The sequence below is a fragment of the Dyadobacter bucti genome (genome assembly GCF_005869225.1).
Classification (GTDB): domain Bacteria; phylum Bacteroidota; class Bacteroidia; order Cytophagales; family Spirosomataceae; genus Dyadobacter; species Dyadobacter bucti.
In genome coordinates this window covers 72,696-89,125 of record NZ_SWFP01000011.1, presented here as the reverse complement: position 1 = coordinate 89,125, position 16,430 = coordinate 72,696, and the positions used below count along the sequence as shown (strand labels likewise).

Below are 16,430 nucleotides of genomic sequence, written 5' to 3'. Positions count from 1 at the left end.
TATGGAAACACTGGTTTGTACCACACCGGGTCAGTTTGAATATCGGAAGGCTGAAAAGCCAGTTTTGACGCCAGACCATACCATTATCAAAATCAAACGGGTTGGTGTCTGCGGAACCGACCTGCATGCTTTTGAAGGGACCCAGCCTTTTTTTAATTACCCCAGAATACTCGGACATGAGCTGGCCGGTGAAATTGTGGAAACAGATGGTGCACCGGATTTCACGGTCGGGGAAGCGGTTACTTTTATTCCCTATTTCAATTGCGGAAAGTGCATCGCGTGCAGGCAGGGGAAACCCAACTGCTGTACCACGCTGAAAGTTTCCGGTGTGCATATCGACGGAGGTATGCTCGAATACATATCGGTCCCCTCCTATTCGCTTGTTCACGGCGACGGTCTCAGTTTTGACGAACTCGCGCTTGTGGAGCCGCTGGCCATCGGAGCCCACGGAATCCGGCGGGCAGATATCATTGCGGGTGAACACGTACTGGTAGTTGGTGCCGGGCCGATTGGTCTGGGTGTAATGGAATTTGCAAGAATAGCGGGCGGGAAAGTGATTGCGCTGGATATCAACGATTCAAGACTGGAATTTTGCCGGGAGAAACTGAACGTATCCGCGACCGTCAATGGCTTGACCGATAATGTGGCCGAAAAATTAGCTGAGATTACCGGAGGAGATATGCCTACGGCTATCATTGATGCTACGGGCAGCCTGCGGGCAATCAATACTGCCTTCAGTTACCTTGCCCATGGTGGCAGGTATGTGCTGGTAGGTTTGCAAAAAGGCGATATCAGTTTCAGCCACCCTGAGTTTCATAAGCGTGAGGCCACACTTATGAGCAGCCGCAATGCTACAAGGGCCGATTTCGAACATGTGATTAAGAGTATGAAAAACGGGTTGATCGACCCGAAAACTTATATTACGCATCGGGTGGCTTTTGGGGAGGTGAAGGATCGGTTTGAGAGTTGGCTGGATCCGGCTAGTGGGGTTATTAAGGCTATGGTTTCTTTGGAGTAGTTGTGCTTGTGCCGATTGGAAATCGGCGACATATTGGCACCGATTTGGAAATCGGCGCCAGCTGCTAGTTCGTTTTTTTGTAGTTCAAAACAGCCCAGCCGTTTAAAAATACGGCCATGGCGGACACAGCTGCCAGATGCGGCAGGATATCGCGGAAACCACTGCCTTTTAGTATTACCATCCGCATCACTTCTATCATATAACGGACCGGATTAAACCGCGTGATCAGCTTTGCCCAATCCGGCATGCTGTCGATGGACGTGAACAATCCGCCCAGCAATATGAATATCATCATGAAAAAGAACATGATAAACATAGCCTGCTGCTGCGTATCGCAGAAGGTTGACACCAGCAGCCCGAATCCCAGTACGGTAAGGAGGTAAATGGCTATGAAAATATACAGTACCAGCAAACTGCCAATTGGTACAATGCCATAGATCAGGCGGGCTAGTATCAGGCCGATGGTGAATACAATATTGGCTAGCACCCAGAACGGGATCAGTTTGCCGAGGATAAAAATATGTTTTTTGATCGGCGTCACATTGATCTGCTCTATCGTACCGATTTCCTTTTCTTTTACAATATTAAGTGCAGCCAGAAAACCTCCGATCATTGTTACCAGGATGGCAAGAATACCTGGCACGATGAATACTTTGTAATTTAAGACTGGATTAAACCAGTTGGAAGCAACAATTTCGATCACCGGAAACTGGCTGAACCTCGGCTGTTGCACCAGCTGCATCCGGATATCCGCGTTGAAATCCCCGATAATACTTCCAAGATAGGCCCCGCCCAGATTGGCTTTTGTCCCATTGATCGCATTGACGGCCAGAAACAGTTTTTGTTTATCCTCGCGGATCAGGTTCCGCTCAAAACCATGCGGTATTTCAAGGATCAGGTCTGCTTTATCGGCTTCAATGAGTTTAAAAGCATCTTTGTAAGAATCATTGTAGCCTGTCAATTTGAAGTAACCAGAAGCTATTACTTTGGATATCAGTTTTTGGGAATAAGGAGAATGATCATTGTCCACCACGGCGAGATTGATGTTTCTCACCTCATAGTCGGCGGCCAGCGGCATCACTAAAAACTGCATCACAGGCATCACGAATATCAGGGTCACAATCGCCCGGTTCCGGAAAATCTGCCGGAATTCTTTTTGTAGTAAAAATCTGAGAGTTCTCATTCCAGACGTATTTTGAAGCTTTTTAAACTGATGATCAACAGGAACATAGTCATTCCAATGAGTATGACCGTCTCTTTCCACAACGCAGCAATCCCCAGTCCTTTGATCATAATGGATTTGACAATGATGTAAAACCATTTTGAAGGAATGATATTGGAAACGACCTGCAAAGGATACGGCATGTTTTCGATCGGGAACAAAAACCCGCTGAACATCATGGTCGGCAGAAGCATTCCCATCAATGAAATCAGCATCGCGATCTGCTGGGAATTTGTTTTGATCGAGATAAATATTCCCAGCGACAAACAGGTGATAATAAACAAAGTACTCTCCGCAAACAGTAAGACGAGGCTGCCTTTCACCGGCAGTTCCAGGGCAAAAACGCTCAGAAACAGGATCGCAGACACATTGATCAGCGACAATATCAGATAGGGAAATGCCTTCGCAAATATCACCAGTATCGGCTTGAATGGCGAAACCAGCAGAATTTCCATGGTACCCGTTTCCTTTTCTTTCACAATGGAGATCGCCGTCATCATTACCGACACCAGCATCAGTACCAGCGCCATTACGCCAGGCACAAAACCATGCGCGCCTTTGAGCTGCGGATTGTAAAGCATCCGCGTTTCCGGGATGATCTGGTAGGGAATGGAAAGGTTTTCGTTCACGTCGTTTTGATAATCCGTGATGATCGCCGTGAGGTAATTGGTGATCATATTGGCGGTATTGATGTCGGTAGCATCGGTGATGACCTGAACTTTCGCTTTATTATTATGCAAAAGATCATTATTGAAGTCAGCCGGAAATACCAGTACCGCCTTAATTTTGCCTTCCTGAAAAGTAGACAGGATATCTTTATGGCTCATCGCCTCCTTGCATACCTCAAAATACCGGCTCGCTTCTACCCTGTCGATAATATGTCTTGAGGCATCGTCCCTTGCATAGTCCACCACCAGTATCTGCGAATCCTTCACCTCATTGGATAGCGCAAAACCGAATATCAGGATCTGCGCGATGGGCATCCCGAAAAGGATCAGTAAAGTCCTTTTGTCGCGCAGGACATGGTAAAATTCCTTTCTTACAAATGCTATAAACTGCTTCATGTTGCTTTCGGTTAGTCGCCTCTTTTCGCGCTTCTTGCCAGCTGGTAAAATACCTCGTCCATCGACTCAGCATTGAATTGCTTTTTCAGATTACCCGGCGTGTCCAGCACTTCTATTTTTCCGTCCACCATGATGGATATACGGTTGCAATATTCGGCCTCGTCCATATAATGCGTGGTCACAAAAACGGTGATGCCACGGTCGGCGGCGGCATAGATCAGGTTCCAGAACTGCCGCCGGGTTACCGGGTCCACGCCGCCAGTAGGTTCGTCCAGAAAAACGATTTTCGGTTCGTGTAAAACGGCCACCGAAAACGACAGTTTTTGTTTCCAGCCCAGCGGAAGCGATCCGACAAGCTTTTTTGTTTCATTTTCCAGTCCCAATGTGGTGATCAATTCTTTCGTTTTGCTGTCGATCTGCTGATTGGTAAGGCCGTATATTCCCCCGAAAAACCGGATATTTTCCATTACGGTCAGGTCTTCGTAAAGCGAAAATTTCTGGCTCATGTAGCCGACGTTCCTTTTGATCTGCTCGGGCTCTTTGTAAATATCATAGCCCGCTATCGCGGCCGAACCCGAAGACGGGGCCGACAATCCGCAAAGCATGCGCATAGCCGTGGTTTTGCCCGCGCCGTTCGCGCCAAGAAACCCGAATATTTCGCCTTTTTTTACCTCAAAAGAAATCTCGTTGGTCGCTATAAAATCGCCGAAACGCTTGGTAAGCTTTTCGCAGACGATCACCTTTTCAATTTCTGCCATATTCAACCGGCAATGCCGTTTTTTTAATGTAACAACCGGATAAAAGAATCCTCGATAGTGGCCTCAATGTCTTTGATTTCGATGCCTGAAAGACCTTTCGAACTCAGGTAATTATCCAGCTCAGACACGTCGTTATTTTTAAAAGTCGCATGCGCATATTCGCCAAAAGCGTAACTATTGCTGGTGTCGGGATACGATTCCAGCGTTTTCAGCAGCAGGTACATTTCATTGGCTTTTATAGCGTACAACCGGTCTGGGTAAGTGTTTACGATGTTATCAGGCGTGTCCACAGACAGTATTTTCCCTCCCTGGATCAGCGCGATCCGGTCGCAGAGCGAAGCCTCGTCCATGTAGGGCGTGGACACCATGATCGTGATGCCCTGTTCTTTGAGCCGCCGCAGCATTTCCCAGAATTCCTTCCGCGATACCGGATCGACACCCGTAGTAGGTTCGTCCAGAAAAAGTGTAGTCGGCTTGTGTATCAGTGCGCAGCAAAGCGCTAACTTCTGTTTCATGCCGCCCGACAATTTACCCGCCCGCCGTTTTTTAAATGGCTCTATCTGAACGTAAATGTCTTTGATCAGGTGATAATTCTGTTCCACGGTTGTATCAAAAACCGTCGCGAAAAAATTCAGGTTTTCTTCAATGGTAAGGTCCTGGTACAAAGAGAATTTACCCGGCATATAACCGACAGAATTCCGGATTTGCCTAAAATCCTTTACTACATCAAATCCATCTACGGTGGCAGTTCCTTTATCCGGCAAAAGCAAGGTAGTAAGCATTCTGAAAATGCTGGTTTTCCCTGCGCCGTCCGGCCCTATCAGCCCAAACAACTCTCCCTTCCCGACCGAAAACGATACATCGTCCACAGCCTTCACCTTTCCCTCGTTGTAGGTTTTGGTAATATGGTTAACCCTGATCGCCTCCATCGTTACAAAACCACTTCGCCGTACATACCGATTTTCAGGAACCCGTCATTCTTTACCCTGATTTTGAGTGCATACACCAGATTGGCGCGTTCGTCTTTTGTTTGAATGGTTTTGGGCGTAAATTCCGCCTTGCTGCTGATCCATTCTATTTCACCGCCAAGCTCGCGGTATTTGTCATCTGCATCATCCACAAGTACTTTTACGTTCTGGTTCAGCTTGATTTTTGCGAGCTGACCTCCCGTCACATAAGCTCTCAATATGATCGTTGAAAGATCAGCCACTTTGTAAAGCGGCTTGCCGGAAACCGCCATTTCGTTGGTTTCCGCATATTTGGAAAGTACCGTCCCGTTTACCTCGTTCACAATTTTAGATTTCGCCAGCTGATCATTGATCTGTTCGATCTGAACATATAGGGGCAACACGTCGGCTCTTAGCCCGGAAGTCTGCGTTTTCAGTACCGAAGCCTGGGCTGCATCCTGCTTGCGGATTACATCGAGTTGTTTCTGCAGTTCTTTGATCTGCGCGGTGATATCATCCAATTGTTTGGGCGTGGCGGCGTCTGCTTTTAGGAGGTTCTGGATGCGTTTTTGTTCGTACAACAGATTGTCGAGCCGCACCTGCGTTACCGCCTGCTGCTGCTTGTAAACATTCGTTTGCGCCACAATATCAGGTAGCCTGCTGCCCGTCGCTCTGATCTGCGCTTCCAACTGTTTCTTTTTCAGGTACAGCTGCACACTATCGATGTACCCCACATTCTGGCCGACTTTGAGGAGCTGGCCTTCTTCAATGTTAAGTGCCACGATGCGGCCGGTTGCCTCGGCCGAAACAATGGTTTCCACCGCTTCAAAAGTACCCGATGCATCATATACGTTGTCCTTGTTTTTACAAGCCGCCACAGAAATGGCCATTATGATCAAAAATAGGTTTGATTTCATTTTGTTTTATTTTTCATCTAATTGTTGTTATTCCAAAGACCTTCCCAGCGTCGTCTGCAGGTTATACTGGGAAGTCAGGAGCTGGATTTCATGCACGATCTTGCTAAGCCTGGCCTGGTCTCCGGCGTTTACCTCCCTCAGGTAATCATTCGTATTGATCACCCCGTTTTCCAGCTGGGCAGCTGCGGTAGTTTTGATATTGTCGCGCAATGCAATGATATCATCATCGGTAGCCAGCAATTTTTGCAGTCTGGTAACATCCGTATTTTGCTGTTTTAAAATCAGATTGGTGTTGTATAAAAATGTTTCCCGCTGAACCTGAATACTTTGCCTGTTATTGGCGATCAATGCTCGGTCATTTTTCAATGTATACAAGCCTGATAAAGCCCAGTTAAGGCGGATACCGGTTATATAGTAGGGATCAAAACCATTGTTGAGAATATTCAGCGCAGGCCTTCCCGCCCCTCCCTGGAAAAAGAAGTTCAGTTTGGGCTTATTGCGAACATTGAGCAGCCTGTTTTGTATATCCAGACTCTGAGTCTGATAATCGTATAATCGCAATTCCGGACGGTTGATCTGGGCCGGCACAGCTGATGCGGCAGGTTTGACAATCACGGTGGCGTCGTCGAGGTTTTCATTGATAAAAAGGCCTAGCATATCCAGATATGCGCGCCGGTTTGACTCCAGTTCGTTAGTGCGCTGCTCGGTTTTCAACAGCTCCGCCTGCAATGTATAGCCGTTGCTTTTGAACGCGGTACCATTGCTGATCAGAGCATGAACTTTGCTGATACCGAGCTCGATATCCTTTTTCAAAAGTGCATTTTGTTTGATCTGCTCGTCGAGCATCAGTATCCCGAAAAAAATCTGGTTAAGGCGTTCGTTCAGCTTGTAAAGTTCGACTTCCAGCTTTTCATCTTCTACCACGGCATTCATTTCGTGCACCTGCTTTTGCGTCCGGATTGCCCCCCCGTCGTAAATGCTCTGGTTGACCTCTGCGTAGACTTTATACTGGTCTTTGCTGATCGTTGGGAATTCCACGCCGGGCAGGGAAACCGGCAATCTGAATTCGGTTACAGCCGACTGGTAAGTAGCCTGTCCCAAAACGCTGATCTGCGGCAAATAGCCTTTTTCAGCGTTTTGAATAGAATAATCCTTCGCTTTGCTGATCAGTTCGCGCTGCCGGATCACCGGATAATTTTTCCGCGCGAGCTGGTACGATTCTTCGATGCTGAGTGTTTTCGGCTGGGCTTCAACTTGTATGATGCATAGCCAGAAACAGAGCCCCAGCGGCCGTATGTCAGGTAATTTAATCATTACATTTAGTCGTTTAGTTTAATCATTTGATTAATTAACGTGTAAAAAAAATCGCTATTCGTCTAGCATGCCGACAATCCATTTCGGGATCAGTCTCTTTCTTTCTTCCATCAGATTATTAAAATCACTGTCATTCCCGATAGCCGCTTGTAAAACAGGTTTTCCGATAAAGGGGAAAACGGTCATTCCCAGGAGGTTCATCAGAAAATGCAGCGGGTTAATATCAGGTTTTCTTTCCCGGAGCTGTTTAATGAAAACCGACTGGGTAAGGATTGCCTTCACCTGCAGTTTGTGAGAAAACTGCTCCGGATTGTTACGGATTTCGCTCAGCACAAAAATCGGCAGTTCCGGATGTTCTGTCAGCATGTTAATGTAATTTTCAGCGATCGTTGCCAATTTCTCGTCCAAAGTCGTCGAGCCGTCGTTCAATACAGGAAACAGCACGCCGAACATTTTTTGTATCCGTTCCATCATCACGATCGCAAAAAGCTTTTCCTTGCTGCGGAAATAGTAATTCAGCAGAGCAAGATTGATCCCAGCCTCTTCGGCGATATCACGTGTACGGGCATTCCCATACCCTTTTTTTGTAAAAACAATAACCGCAGCTTCCTTGATCTTCTGCTCCGTTGTCAGGTCTAATTCCCCCTTCTCGATCTTCGCCATTCCTTTCAAATTCTTTTTAATATGACAAAGCTAAGTGCGATTTTTGAGTTACACAAATTATTTAATCAAATGATTAAATAATTTGTGTAAAAAACTGCCTGTGTCTCGTTAGCTCTGTTACACGCCACTATTTCCTTTTAGTTTGCGGTTCCAAAAAGAAAAGCTGTTGAAATATTAATTACCCTCTTAATTTTGTATTTGCTTTGGCCCCAACTGTTTAAAATCAAAGCGTCTGAATTGTAACTGCTTCATGAATAAAATTCGTAATTTTTGTATCATTGCCCACATTGATCATGGGAAAAGCACACTCGCCGACCGTCTGCTGGAATTCACCAAAACAGTGACGCACAGGGAGATGCAGGCCCAACTTTTGGACAATATGGATCTGGAAAGAGAACGTGGCATCACGATCAAAAGCCACGCGATCCAGATGAACTATATCTATAAAGGTGAAGAGTACATTCTCAACCTGATAGATACTCCGGGACACGTCGATTTTTCTTATGAAGTTTCCCGCTCAATCGCGGCCTGCGAAGGTGCACTCTTATTGGTAGACGCCTCCCAGGGAACCGAAGCCCAGACTATTTCTAACTTGTATTTGGCTATCAACCACGACCTGGTGATTATTCCCGTTTTGAATAAGATAGACCTGCCAGGTGCGATGCCCGAAGAGATCAAAGACGAAATGGTGGATCTTCTGGACTGCAAACGTGAAGATATTATCCCCGCCAGCGGAAAAGAAGGAATAGGTATTGAGGCCATATTAAGTGCGATTATCGAACGTATCCCCGCACCTGTAGGCGACCCGAACGGGCCTTTGCAGGCATTGATATTCGATTCTGTTTTCAATTCTTACAGAGGTATCGAAGTAATTTTCCGGGTTAAAAACGGCAGTATCAAAAAAGGTGACCGCGTAAAATTCATGGCCACCGGCAAGGAATATAACGCGGACGAGATCGGCACGCTGGGCCTCGCCCAGATCCCGAAAGAAGTGGTGGAATGCGGCGACGTAGGTTATCTGATCTCGGGTATTAAAGTAGCTAAAGAAGTAAAAGTAGGTGATACAGTTACCCACCTCCACAGGCCTGCCAGCGAAGCTATTGTAGGGTTTTCAGAGGTAAAACCAATGGTTTTTGCAGGGATTTACCCGGTTGATACCAGTGAATTCGAAGAGCTGCGTGAAGCTATGGAAAAGCTTCAGTTGAACGATGCAGCACTGGTTTGGGAGCCGGAAACTTCGGCTGCGCTCGGTTTTGGGTTCCGCTGCGGCTTCCTCGGGATGCTCCACATGGAGATTGTGCAGGAAAGGCTGGAACGTGAGTTTGATATGACCGTGATCACGACCGTACCTTCGGTGCAGTTCCGGATCACCAATACAAAAAATCAGCTGATCAATATCAGTGCACCTTCGGAAATGCCTGATCCAAACTATATCAAGTCGATCGAAGAGCCTTTCATCAACGCTCAGATCATTACAAAAGCGGATTACATCGGCCCGATCCTGAATTTGTGTATGGATAAACGCGGTATCCTGAAAAACCAGGTATACCTGACCGCCGAACGCGTGGAACTGCAATTCCTGATCCCGCTGGCGGAAGTTGTTTTCGACTTTTTTGATAAGCTTAAAACGATTTCAAGGGGATATGCTTCCCTGGATTACGAACTGGCGGGTTATCAGGAATCGGATATGGTGAAGCTGGATGTGATGCTCAATGGAGAACCTGTGGATGCGCTTTCTGCAATCGTTCACAGATCCAAATCCTATGAATGGGGCAAGAAGCTTTGTGAAAAATTGCGCGAGCTGATCCCGAGACAAATGTTTGAAATTGCGATCCAGGCTGCAATCGGACAGAAGATTATTGCCCGTGAAACTGTAAAAGCGATGCGTAAAGACGTGATTGCGAAATGTTACGGTGGTGATATTTCCCGTAAACGTAAACTGCTCGAAAAACAGAAAAAAGGCAAGAAACGGATGCGCCAGGTAGGTAATGTAGAAATACCGCAGGAAGCATTCATGGCTGTCCTAAAGATCAATTAAGCCGCATATTACAAAAGGCAGGCTACTACAATCCTCTAAGAGATTGCAGTAGCCTGCCTTTTTCTTTTCCTGCACTTCGACAGCTTCCGCAATAGCTCCTGCGCGAAAAAGGTATATATTTGATAATCAATACAAAGTATACCAGAAAATTTACCCCCGACCGCCCGGGAGGCCGTTTTGGTCAATTTTATGGAGTGAAAGACCCTACCTATTCACCTTTTATTGTAATTTTGACTAAAATCTGAGTTTAGACTAAGAAACTAAAATACCTTAACAAGCGATATGGCTGAAGTAGTTCGTATGCCCAAGATGAGCGACACCATGGAAGAAGGTGTTATCGCAGAATGGCACAAAAAAGTAGGTGATAAAATCAAGTCCGGTGAAATTATTGCTGAGGTCGAAACCGATAAGGCAACAATGGACCTGGAATCTTATTATGACGGTACACTTCTTTACATTGGTGTCAATAAAGGCGATGCAGTTCCGATAGATGGCATTATGGCTGTGGTTGGGGCCGAAGGAGAAGATTATAAATCACTTCTGGAAGATGGAGGCGGCAACGGAGCCGCCAAATCCGCAGCCAGCGAAGAACCGGCAAAAGAAGAACCGAAAGCTTCCGCCGCAGTGGACAGTGCCCCGGCGGTGGAAACTGCTACACCTGAGCCTGCAAAGAAAGCTGCCAAATCGACCGAGAAAATTAATGCGGTGGTCGTTCGTATGCCGAAAATGAGCGATACTATGGAAGAAGGGACTTTGGTTTCGTGGCAGAAAAAAGTAGGTGACAAAATAAAATCCGGTGATATACTGGCCGACGTCGAAACCGACAAAGCTACGATGGAACTGGAAGCGTACGAGGACGGTACACTTTTGTATATAGGTATTAAAGATGGTGAGGCCGTACCGGTAGATGGTATCATTGCCGTGATCGGTGAGGAAGGAGCCAATGTAGAAGCTTTGCTTGCACGTGAAAACGGAGAAGCAGGTGACGAAGTAGAAAATATAGATGCAGCGGATGAAGGGAAATCAGAAAAAGCAGCAGCTTCCAGCCAGAATGGCTCGGAAAAAGCGGTTTCAGTAGCTGATGCCGGTGACCGTGTAAAAGCATCGCCTCTGGCCAAACGCCTAGCCGATGAAAAAGGTATCAACCTCAGCCAGATAGAGGGCAGCGGAGACAATGGCCGGATCGTGAAACGAGATGTTGATGAGTTCAAGCCGGCTGCCAAAACAGAAGCGGCACCTCAGGCGACAGCACCTGCTCCAAGCCACGCTCCAAAAGCAGAACCGGCAACAAGCGCACCGGCAACAGGAGATTTTGTGGATACCCCTGTTTCTCAAATGCGTAAGACAATCGCCAGGAGATTGAGCGACAGCTTATTTACGGCGCCGCATTTCTATGTAACCATGGAAATCGTGATGGACAAAGCAATGGCTTTGCGCCCGCAACTGAACGAGGTAAGCCCAGCGAAGATCTCTTTCAATGACATGGTGATCAAAGCCTGCGCCGTTGCTTTGAAACAGCATCCTGCCGTAAATTCTGCATGGTTGGGAGATAAAATCAGAAGATATAATTACGTGAATATAGGTGTTGCGGTAGCCGTGGACGAAGGTTTGCTCGTTCCAGTGGTTCGTGACGCTGACAAGAAAACTTTGTCTACGATTTCGGCTGAGGTTAAAGACTTTGCCGGAAAAGCAAAAGATAAAAAACTGCAGCCAAAGGACTGGGAAGGCAATACTTTCTCGATCTCCAACCTGGGAATGTTCGGGGTAGATGAATTTACAGCTATCATTAACCCACCCGATTCTTGTATCCTGGCTATCGGTACCATTAAGAAAGTGGCTGCATTCAAGGAAGACGGAACTGTTTATCCGACCAACATCATGAAAGTGACGCTCTCTGCTGATCACCGCGTAGTTGATGGTGCATTAGGAGCATCTTTCCTGCAAACTGTTAAAAAGCTTTTGGAAGAACCAATGAGCATGCTAGTTTAAAATCAATATGAGATTAACACACTATATGACCCCAGATAAGAGATTGGACCAGATCGAGCCGGTTCTTGCCGAGCTTTTGTTAAGGCAGGATAAAATAGAACAGAAAGTTGATCAACTTACGGATATTGTAGTCAGGACAATGAAAATTGTCGAAAAGCAAACGGAAAACATTGATTTCCTGCTGCAAAGTCAACTACTGCTTTCCAATAAGATGACCCAGTTCGAAACTCGCCTCGACCGTGTTGAGAAAAGGCTTGATAAGGTTGAAGGCAGACTTGATAAAATCGAGTACAGAATTGAAAAAATCGAGTACAGGCTTGACAAAATCGAAGATAAGATCGACAAAATCGAAGACAAAATCGATAAAATCGAAACCAGGGTTGACAAAATTGAGCTGAGACTGGACAAGATTGAAAGTAAGGTCGATCACATTGATATCAAGCTGGATGACATTGATACCAGGCTGGATGGAATGGATGCCCGGTTTGATCAAATGGATGCCCGGTTTGACAAAATGAATGGCCAGTTTGACAAAATGGATGGCCAGTTTGACAAAACGGATGGCAGACTGAACCAAATGGACAATCGTTTCGACAAAATGGAAACTGCCTTCGACGAAATGAAGGAAATGCAAAAGACAATGCTATCGATCCTTTTGAAAAAATAGGTTACAGCTATCGTTTTTATAAATACTGTACAAAGTGTCAGGTTTCCATGCCTGGCACTTTTGTTTTGTAGCCTTTGGGCATAAGCAAGTAAACATGCTTGCGGGACATTATCTGAATTTAAAATATTTGTATGGAAAAAATACACGCCACAACTGTTCTAGGAGTGCTTCATAACGGAACTGTGTCACTGGGCGCCGACGGACAGGCTACAATGGGAAATACGGTTGCAAAAAGTAATGTAAAAAAAATCAGAACTTTAATGGGTGGAAAGATCCTCGTAGGATTTGCCGGCTCCACGGCTGATGCCTTTACATTACTTGAAAAATTCGAAGAAAAACTGAATGCTTACGGAGGCAATATGAAGCGGGCCGCCATTGAACTGGCAAAAGACTGGCGGACAGATCGTTATCTGCGAAAGCTTGAAGCTATGATGATCACCGCCAACAAGGAAGAAATTCTGGTAATATCCGGCACCGGCGATGTGCTGGAACCTGAAAACGGGATCGCAGCTATCGGATCGGGAGGCAATTATGCGCTGTCAGCAGCACAGGCCCTGAAAAAACACGCTGCGCATTTATCAGCCGAAGAAATTGTAAGGGAAGGACTGACGGTTGCGGCAGATCTTTGCATTTACACCAATCATAACCTTGTTATTGAGAAGGTTCAGTAACATTAAAATAATTACGAACTGGTAGCCGGGGCTTCGTGCCCCGGCTTTTTGTATTTACAGCTCGGCCATTAAAGCCATAAGCCTTACCAATTCATCGGTCATGATCCGGTTGCTACCAGGCATGTATTTGTTCGCGATAATGGAAAAACTGAGCAACGTACCCGATCTGGAAGTGACATAACCTGCATAAGCCCTTGTCCCTTCAATAGATCCGCTTTTTACACGGACGTTTCCGGCAGCACGTGTTCCTTTCCCAAGGTTCCTAACAGTGCCGTTCACTCCAAGTATGCCTATACTTTTGTAAAAATCAGGAAAAGTTGCTTCCTTGTTTACGGCATTCAAAATATCCGTGAGATTACCGGTAGTCACCGAACCTGATGGAGAAAGCCCACTCCCATCCTTGATATAAAAACCACGCATATCAGCGTTTCTAGCCGACCAAAAAGCGGACATCGCGAGAGACGCCTCATCATAGCCAGACTTCCCGGTTAACCTTTTTCCCACCTGTTTTAAAAATGCATCTGCATATAAGTTAATGCTCCAGAAATTGGTTTGCTGGCACAGCTCACGCAGGGGCGGAGATTTGTATTCATCCAAAACTTTCTTAGTACCGGATAAAGAGGCGGGAATATTGGCGATGTCACTACTGTCTATGACAGCAATGGAAACACTCCTCAGTTTTTCTTTTAAAGCAAAAACCACATACTCAGCAGCATCGGGAATTGAGCCTTTCACAGAAAAACTCGAAAAACCGGTCGGAACCGTTCCCGTTAGCACCACATTGTTTCCAAGCGGACTGCTGTAAACGATAGTCTGATCGCCGGAACCTTTATCGCCGGTTGTAACCTGGTTCACAAAAGACAAATAAGGAATTGCTGGCTCAATGCCCAAAAACGAAGAAGGGTCACCCGGCTCTGCACCAGGCTTAAACTTGATTTTGTACTGATTTTCATTGAAATTAAGGCCCTGTACCCCTGCCCCGTAGTAATTCCCGATATCTCCCCATATCCAAGTGCTTGCGAGCGGCTGATTGTCAAAAAACGAAGCATCTCCCAATATTTTGCCTTTGATGTAGCGGATACCAGCCTTTTGGATAGCAGCCGCCCAGCGGCTAAGTAACTCCGCGCTGCCGGGATACCCCTTGAACCGGTCGCTCCCCAGGGACGGGTCGCCGGTTCCGTGGATATATAGATTCCCTACAAGTGTGTCCTTTCTGATAACCCCGTCATATTCAAGAAATGTCTGAAACCGGTAATCTCCCCCAAACACCGACAGTGCCGTAGCAGTGGACACCAGTTTCAATGTAGACGCAGAAGGCAGCGACCGTTCCTGATTTACAGAAAAGATATGTTTCCCGTCCTTTACCGTTTTGAGGCTGACCGCCAATGAGCCGTTGCGCAATAATTCGCTATTTTGCAGCTCAAGAACCGCGTCGCGAAAATTATTCAACGCGAGGGAGTCAATATTCTGGGCAAGACAAATCTGGCAGAAAAGGAGGTTAAAGAGCGCTATACTGAATTTCATAATGATCAAACCGGTGACCTTCCCGGAAAAAGTTGATATTCCAAATCTAATCTAGGAAGTAATCGCCTATTCTCAGTGTGTTTTTTGGTACTTTTGTAAGGTATTAACCCAAATAAAACTAATTCAGGATTCCATAGTGATATTGGTTTTTCCGGCAGAGTGAAAAATCATAATATAGAAATTCACCCCATTTTTAAGTATGAAATTGACATTTTGGGGAGCTGCGCAACAGGTTACAGGTAGTATGTTTCTTTTAGAATCGGACGATTACCGGATTTTGATTGATTGTGGTTCCGATTTTGATTTGGATGAAATAGGCAGGAAAACAAGATATGAGGAACAAAAAAGTGTCTTTCCATTTGACGCAAGTCTGATCAACACGGTGCTTTTAACACATGCCCACATTGATCATTCCGGCAATATTCCCAATTTATATAAAGAAGGTTTTGAAGGCAGGGTTGTTTGTACCGAGCCTACACTTGCGCTTACCTCACTTCTTCTGAAAGACGCCGCCAATTTGCATCAGAAACGTCTCAATGCCCGCAACGGCTCCAAAAAGAAGGGGAAGAAGAAAAAAGAAGTGCCTATGGATTATTTTGTTGAGAAACATGTGATCGAGGCACTTGATAATTTCGTTCCCGTTGCCTTTGGCCAGCGCTACCGTATCGCCGACAATATTACCATTGTTTTTTATGGTGCGGGGCATTTGCTTGGCGCTTCGCATATCGTAGTGGAGGTTTACGAAGACGGCCAAAAGAAAAGAATCTGCTTTTCGGGAGATATCGGCCGCAGCAACTACCCGCTCCTGACCGACCCGCAGGAAATCCCTCAGGTTGACTATCTCATTTGCGAGTCCACTTACGGCAACCGCTTGCACGAAGATCAGGGGTCGCCGGTCGAAGCATTGGCCGACGTCATCAAACGCACTTGTATCGACATTCCCGGAAGGCTTATTATCCCTTCTTTCAGCGTGGGCCGTACACAGGCTTTGCTTTATACGCTGAACAAGATCTACATGGACCGTTCATTTCCCTATCTGAAGGTCTTCTCAGATAGTCCTCTGGCCCATAGCAGCACCAAAGTGTACCAGCGGCATGTACGGTTGCTCAACAAGGAGGCCCGGAGTTTCCAGGAAGATAATGATATGCTCTTTGATTTCGAGAACCTGATCTATCTCGAAAGCTCGGATGCAAGCCGGGCGGTATCCAATTACAATGAACCTTGTATCATTATTTCGTCCTCGGGTATGGTCCAGGGCGGGCGTGTCGAACAACATGTGGAGGCAAATATCGGCAACCCTTATGCTACCATCCTGATGATCGGTTACGCCTCGGAAGGAACGCTCGGGTGGAGGCTGTTAAATGGACAGGATACCATTTCCATTCGTGGAAAGCAATTGCCGGTCTTGGCTAATATTGAAAAAATTGACGTATTTAGCGGCCACGGAGATCAGAATGATCTGCTGAAATTTGTAAAAATGCAGGATCCGGAAAAACTCAAAGGCGTTTTCCTGGTACACGGAGAGCAGCAGAGTATGGCCGATTTCCAAAGTATAATTGAACAAAATGGCTACAAATCGGTGGAAATACCGACCAGGGGACAAACTTACGAACTCTGATTTTTAGTGATAGCCTACGA

At 46.1% G+C, this 16,430-nt stretch carries 14 protein-coding genes; 6 read left to right on the top strand and 8 right to left on the bottom strand.

Translation table 11 applies throughout. The features are described 5' to 3' along the window. Nucleotide 1: 1 nt before the first annotated feature. Nucleotides 2-1,018 carry a zinc-binding alcohol dehydrogenase family protein gene (locus FBF61_RS29115; RefSeq protein ID WP_138484150.1) on the top strand — a complete coding sequence of 339 codons (1,017 nt, stop codon included), beginning with the start codon at nucleotides 2-4 and terminating at the stop codon, nucleotides 1,016-1,018. A gap of 64 nt (nucleotides 1,019-1,082) precedes the next feature. Here the strand turns inward: FBF61_RS29115 and FBF61_RS29110 are convergent, their stop codons facing one another. From FBF61_RS29110 to FBF61_RS29080, 7 genes are read right to left on the bottom strand one after another with little or no spacing between them, the layout of a single operon-like run. Continuing rightward, entirely contained in the window at nucleotides 1,083-2,201 is a 1,119-nt protein-coding gene (locus FBF61_RS29110; protein WP_138484148.1) for an ABC transporter permease, read from the bottom strand. Continuing rightward, on the bottom strand, nucleotides 2,198-3,304 hold the full coding sequence (locus tag FBF61_RS29105; RefSeq protein ID WP_138484146.1) for an ABC transporter permease: 1,107 nt from the start codon (nucleotides 3,302-3,304) through the stop codon (nucleotides 2,198-2,200). Before FBF61_RS29105 ends, FBF61_RS29110 begins: the two co-directional genes overlap by 4 nt. Before the next feature lie 11 nt (nucleotides 3,305-3,315). Then, nucleotides 3,316-4,062, bottom strand: a complete 747-nt coding sequence (locus FBF61_RS29100; RefSeq protein ID WP_138484144.1) for an ABC transporter ATP-binding protein — start codon at nucleotides 4,060-4,062, stop codon at nucleotides 3,316-3,318. A 23-nt stretch (nucleotides 4,063-4,085) separates the two neighbouring features. Further along, complete coding sequence (locus FBF61_RS29095) at nucleotides 4,086-4,991, bottom strand: ABC transporter ATP-binding protein (protein WP_138484142.1); 906 nt, start codon at nucleotides 4,989-4,991, stop codon at nucleotides 4,086-4,088. A 2-nt stretch (nucleotides 4,992-4,993) separates the two neighbouring features. Then, nucleotides 4,994-5,926, bottom strand: a complete 933-nt coding sequence (locus FBF61_RS29090) for an HlyD family secretion protein (RefSeq protein WP_138484140.1) — start codon at nucleotides 5,924-5,926, stop codon at nucleotides 4,994-4,996. A 27-nt stretch (nucleotides 5,927-5,953) separates the two neighbouring features. Beyond that, nucleotides 5,954-7,240 (bottom strand): TolC family protein, encoded by a 1,287-nt coding sequence (locus FBF61_RS29085; RefSeq protein WP_138484138.1) that lies wholly within the window; start codon nucleotides 7,238-7,240, stop codon nucleotides 5,954-5,956. 54 nt (nucleotides 7,241-7,294) lie between these two features. Further along, nucleotides 7,295-7,903, bottom strand: a complete 609-nt coding sequence (locus FBF61_RS29080) for a TetR/AcrR family transcriptional regulator (protein ID WP_138484136.1) — start codon at nucleotides 7,901-7,903, stop codon at nucleotides 7,295-7,297. 250 nt (nucleotides 7,904-8,153) lie between these two features. Between FBF61_RS29080 and lepA the strand changes: the two genes are divergently transcribed. The 4 genes from lepA to hslV all read left to right on the top strand — a co-directional run bounded on the left by lepA (nucleotide 8,154) and on the right by hslV (nucleotide 13,268). Next, nucleotides 8,154-9,941, top strand: a complete 1,788-nt coding sequence (gene lepA, locus FBF61_RS29075; RefSeq protein ID WP_138484134.1) for a translation elongation factor 4 — start codon at nucleotides 8,154-8,156, stop codon at nucleotides 9,939-9,941. A gap of 282 nt (nucleotides 9,942-10,223) precedes the next feature. Further along, nucleotides 10,224-11,930 (top strand): pyruvate dehydrogenase complex dihydrolipoamide acetyltransferase, encoded by a 1,707-nt coding sequence (locus tag FBF61_RS29070; protein ID WP_138484132.1) that lies wholly within the window; start codon nucleotides 10,224-10,226, stop codon nucleotides 11,928-11,930. A 25-nt stretch (nucleotides 11,931-11,955) separates the two neighbouring features. Beyond that, the gene (locus tag FBF61_RS29065) at nucleotides 11,956-12,597 is read left to right on the top strand and encodes a hypothetical protein (protein WP_138484130.1); all 642 of its coding nucleotides are present in this window, start codon (nucleotides 11,956-11,958) and stop codon (nucleotides 12,595-12,597) included. A gap of 131 nt (nucleotides 12,598-12,728) precedes the next feature. After that, nucleotides 12,729-13,268, top strand: a complete 540-nt coding sequence (gene hslV / locus FBF61_RS29060) for an ATP-dependent protease subunit HslV (protein ID WP_138484127.1) — start codon at nucleotides 12,729-12,731, stop codon at nucleotides 13,266-13,268. Between the two features lie 54 nt (nucleotides 13,269-13,322). On the opposite strand, the gene dacB is transcribed toward hslV, so the two are convergent. Next, complete coding sequence (gene dacB, locus FBF61_RS29055; RefSeq protein WP_138484125.1) at nucleotides 13,323-14,792, bottom strand: D-alanyl-D-alanine carboxypeptidase/D-alanyl-D-alanine endopeptidase; 1,470 nt, start codon at nucleotides 14,790-14,792, stop codon at nucleotides 13,323-13,325. 199 nt (nucleotides 14,793-14,991) lie between these two features. Between dacB and FBF61_RS29050 the strand changes: the two genes are divergently transcribed. Then, nucleotides 14,992-16,410 carry an MBL fold metallo-hydrolase RNA specificity domain-containing protein gene (locus tag FBF61_RS29050; protein ID WP_138484124.1) on the top strand — a complete coding sequence of 473 codons (1,419 nt, stop codon included), beginning with the start codon at nucleotides 14,992-14,994 and terminating at the stop codon, nucleotides 16,408-16,410. Nucleotides 16,411-16,430 lie beyond the last annotated feature (20 nt).

Coding starts and splice junctions, on each gene's coding strand:
- FBF61_RS29070 (WP_138484132.1), top strand. CDS start 10,224: ATGGCTGAAGTAGTTCGTATGCCCAAGATGAGCGACACCATGGAAGAA.
- lepA (WP_138484134.1), top strand. CDS start 8,154: ATGAATAAAATTCGTAATTTTTGTATCATTGCCCACATTGATCATGGG.
- FBF61_RS29095 (WP_138484142.1), bottom strand. CDS start 4,991: ATGGAGGCGATCAGGGTTAACCATATTACCAAAACCTACAACGAGGGA.
- FBF61_RS29085 (WP_138484138.1), bottom strand. CDS start 7,240: ATGATTAAATTACCTGACATACGGCCGCTGGGGCTCTGTTTCTGGCTA.
- FBF61_RS29105 (WP_138484146.1), bottom strand. CDS start 3,304: ATGAAGCAGTTTATAGCATTTGTAAGAAAGGAATTTTACCATGTCCTG.
- dacB (WP_138484125.1), bottom strand. CDS start 14,792: ATGAAATTCAGTATAGCGCTCTTTAACCTCCTTTTCTGCCAGATTTGT.
- FBF61_RS29050 (WP_138484124.1), top strand. CDS start 14,992: ATGAAATTGACATTTTGGGGAGCTGCGCAACAGGTTACAGGTAGTATG.
- FBF61_RS29115 (WP_138484150.1), top strand. CDS start 2: ATGGAAACACTGGTTTGTACCACACCGGGTCAGTTTGAATATCGGAAG.
- FBF61_RS29080 (WP_138484136.1), bottom strand. CDS start 7,903: ATGGCGAAGATCGAGAAGGGGGAATTAGACCTGACAACGGAGCAGAAG.
- FBF61_RS29100 (WP_138484144.1), bottom strand. CDS start 4,062: ATGGCAGAAATTGAAAAGGTGATCGTCTGCGAAAAGCTTACCAAGCGT.
- FBF61_RS29090 (WP_138484140.1), bottom strand. CDS start 5,926: ATGAAATCAAACCTATTTTTGATCATAATGGCCATTTCTGTGGCGGCT.
- FBF61_RS29110 (WP_138484148.1), bottom strand. CDS start 2,201: ATGAGAACTCTCAGATTTTTACTACAAAAAGAATTCCGGCAGATTTTC.
- FBF61_RS29065 (WP_138484130.1), top strand. CDS start 11,956: ATGACCCCAGATAAGAGATTGGACCAGATCGAGCCGGTTCTTGCCGAG.
- hslV (WP_138484127.1), top strand. CDS start 12,729: ATGGAAAAAATACACGCCACAACTGTTCTAGGAGTGCTTCATAACGGA.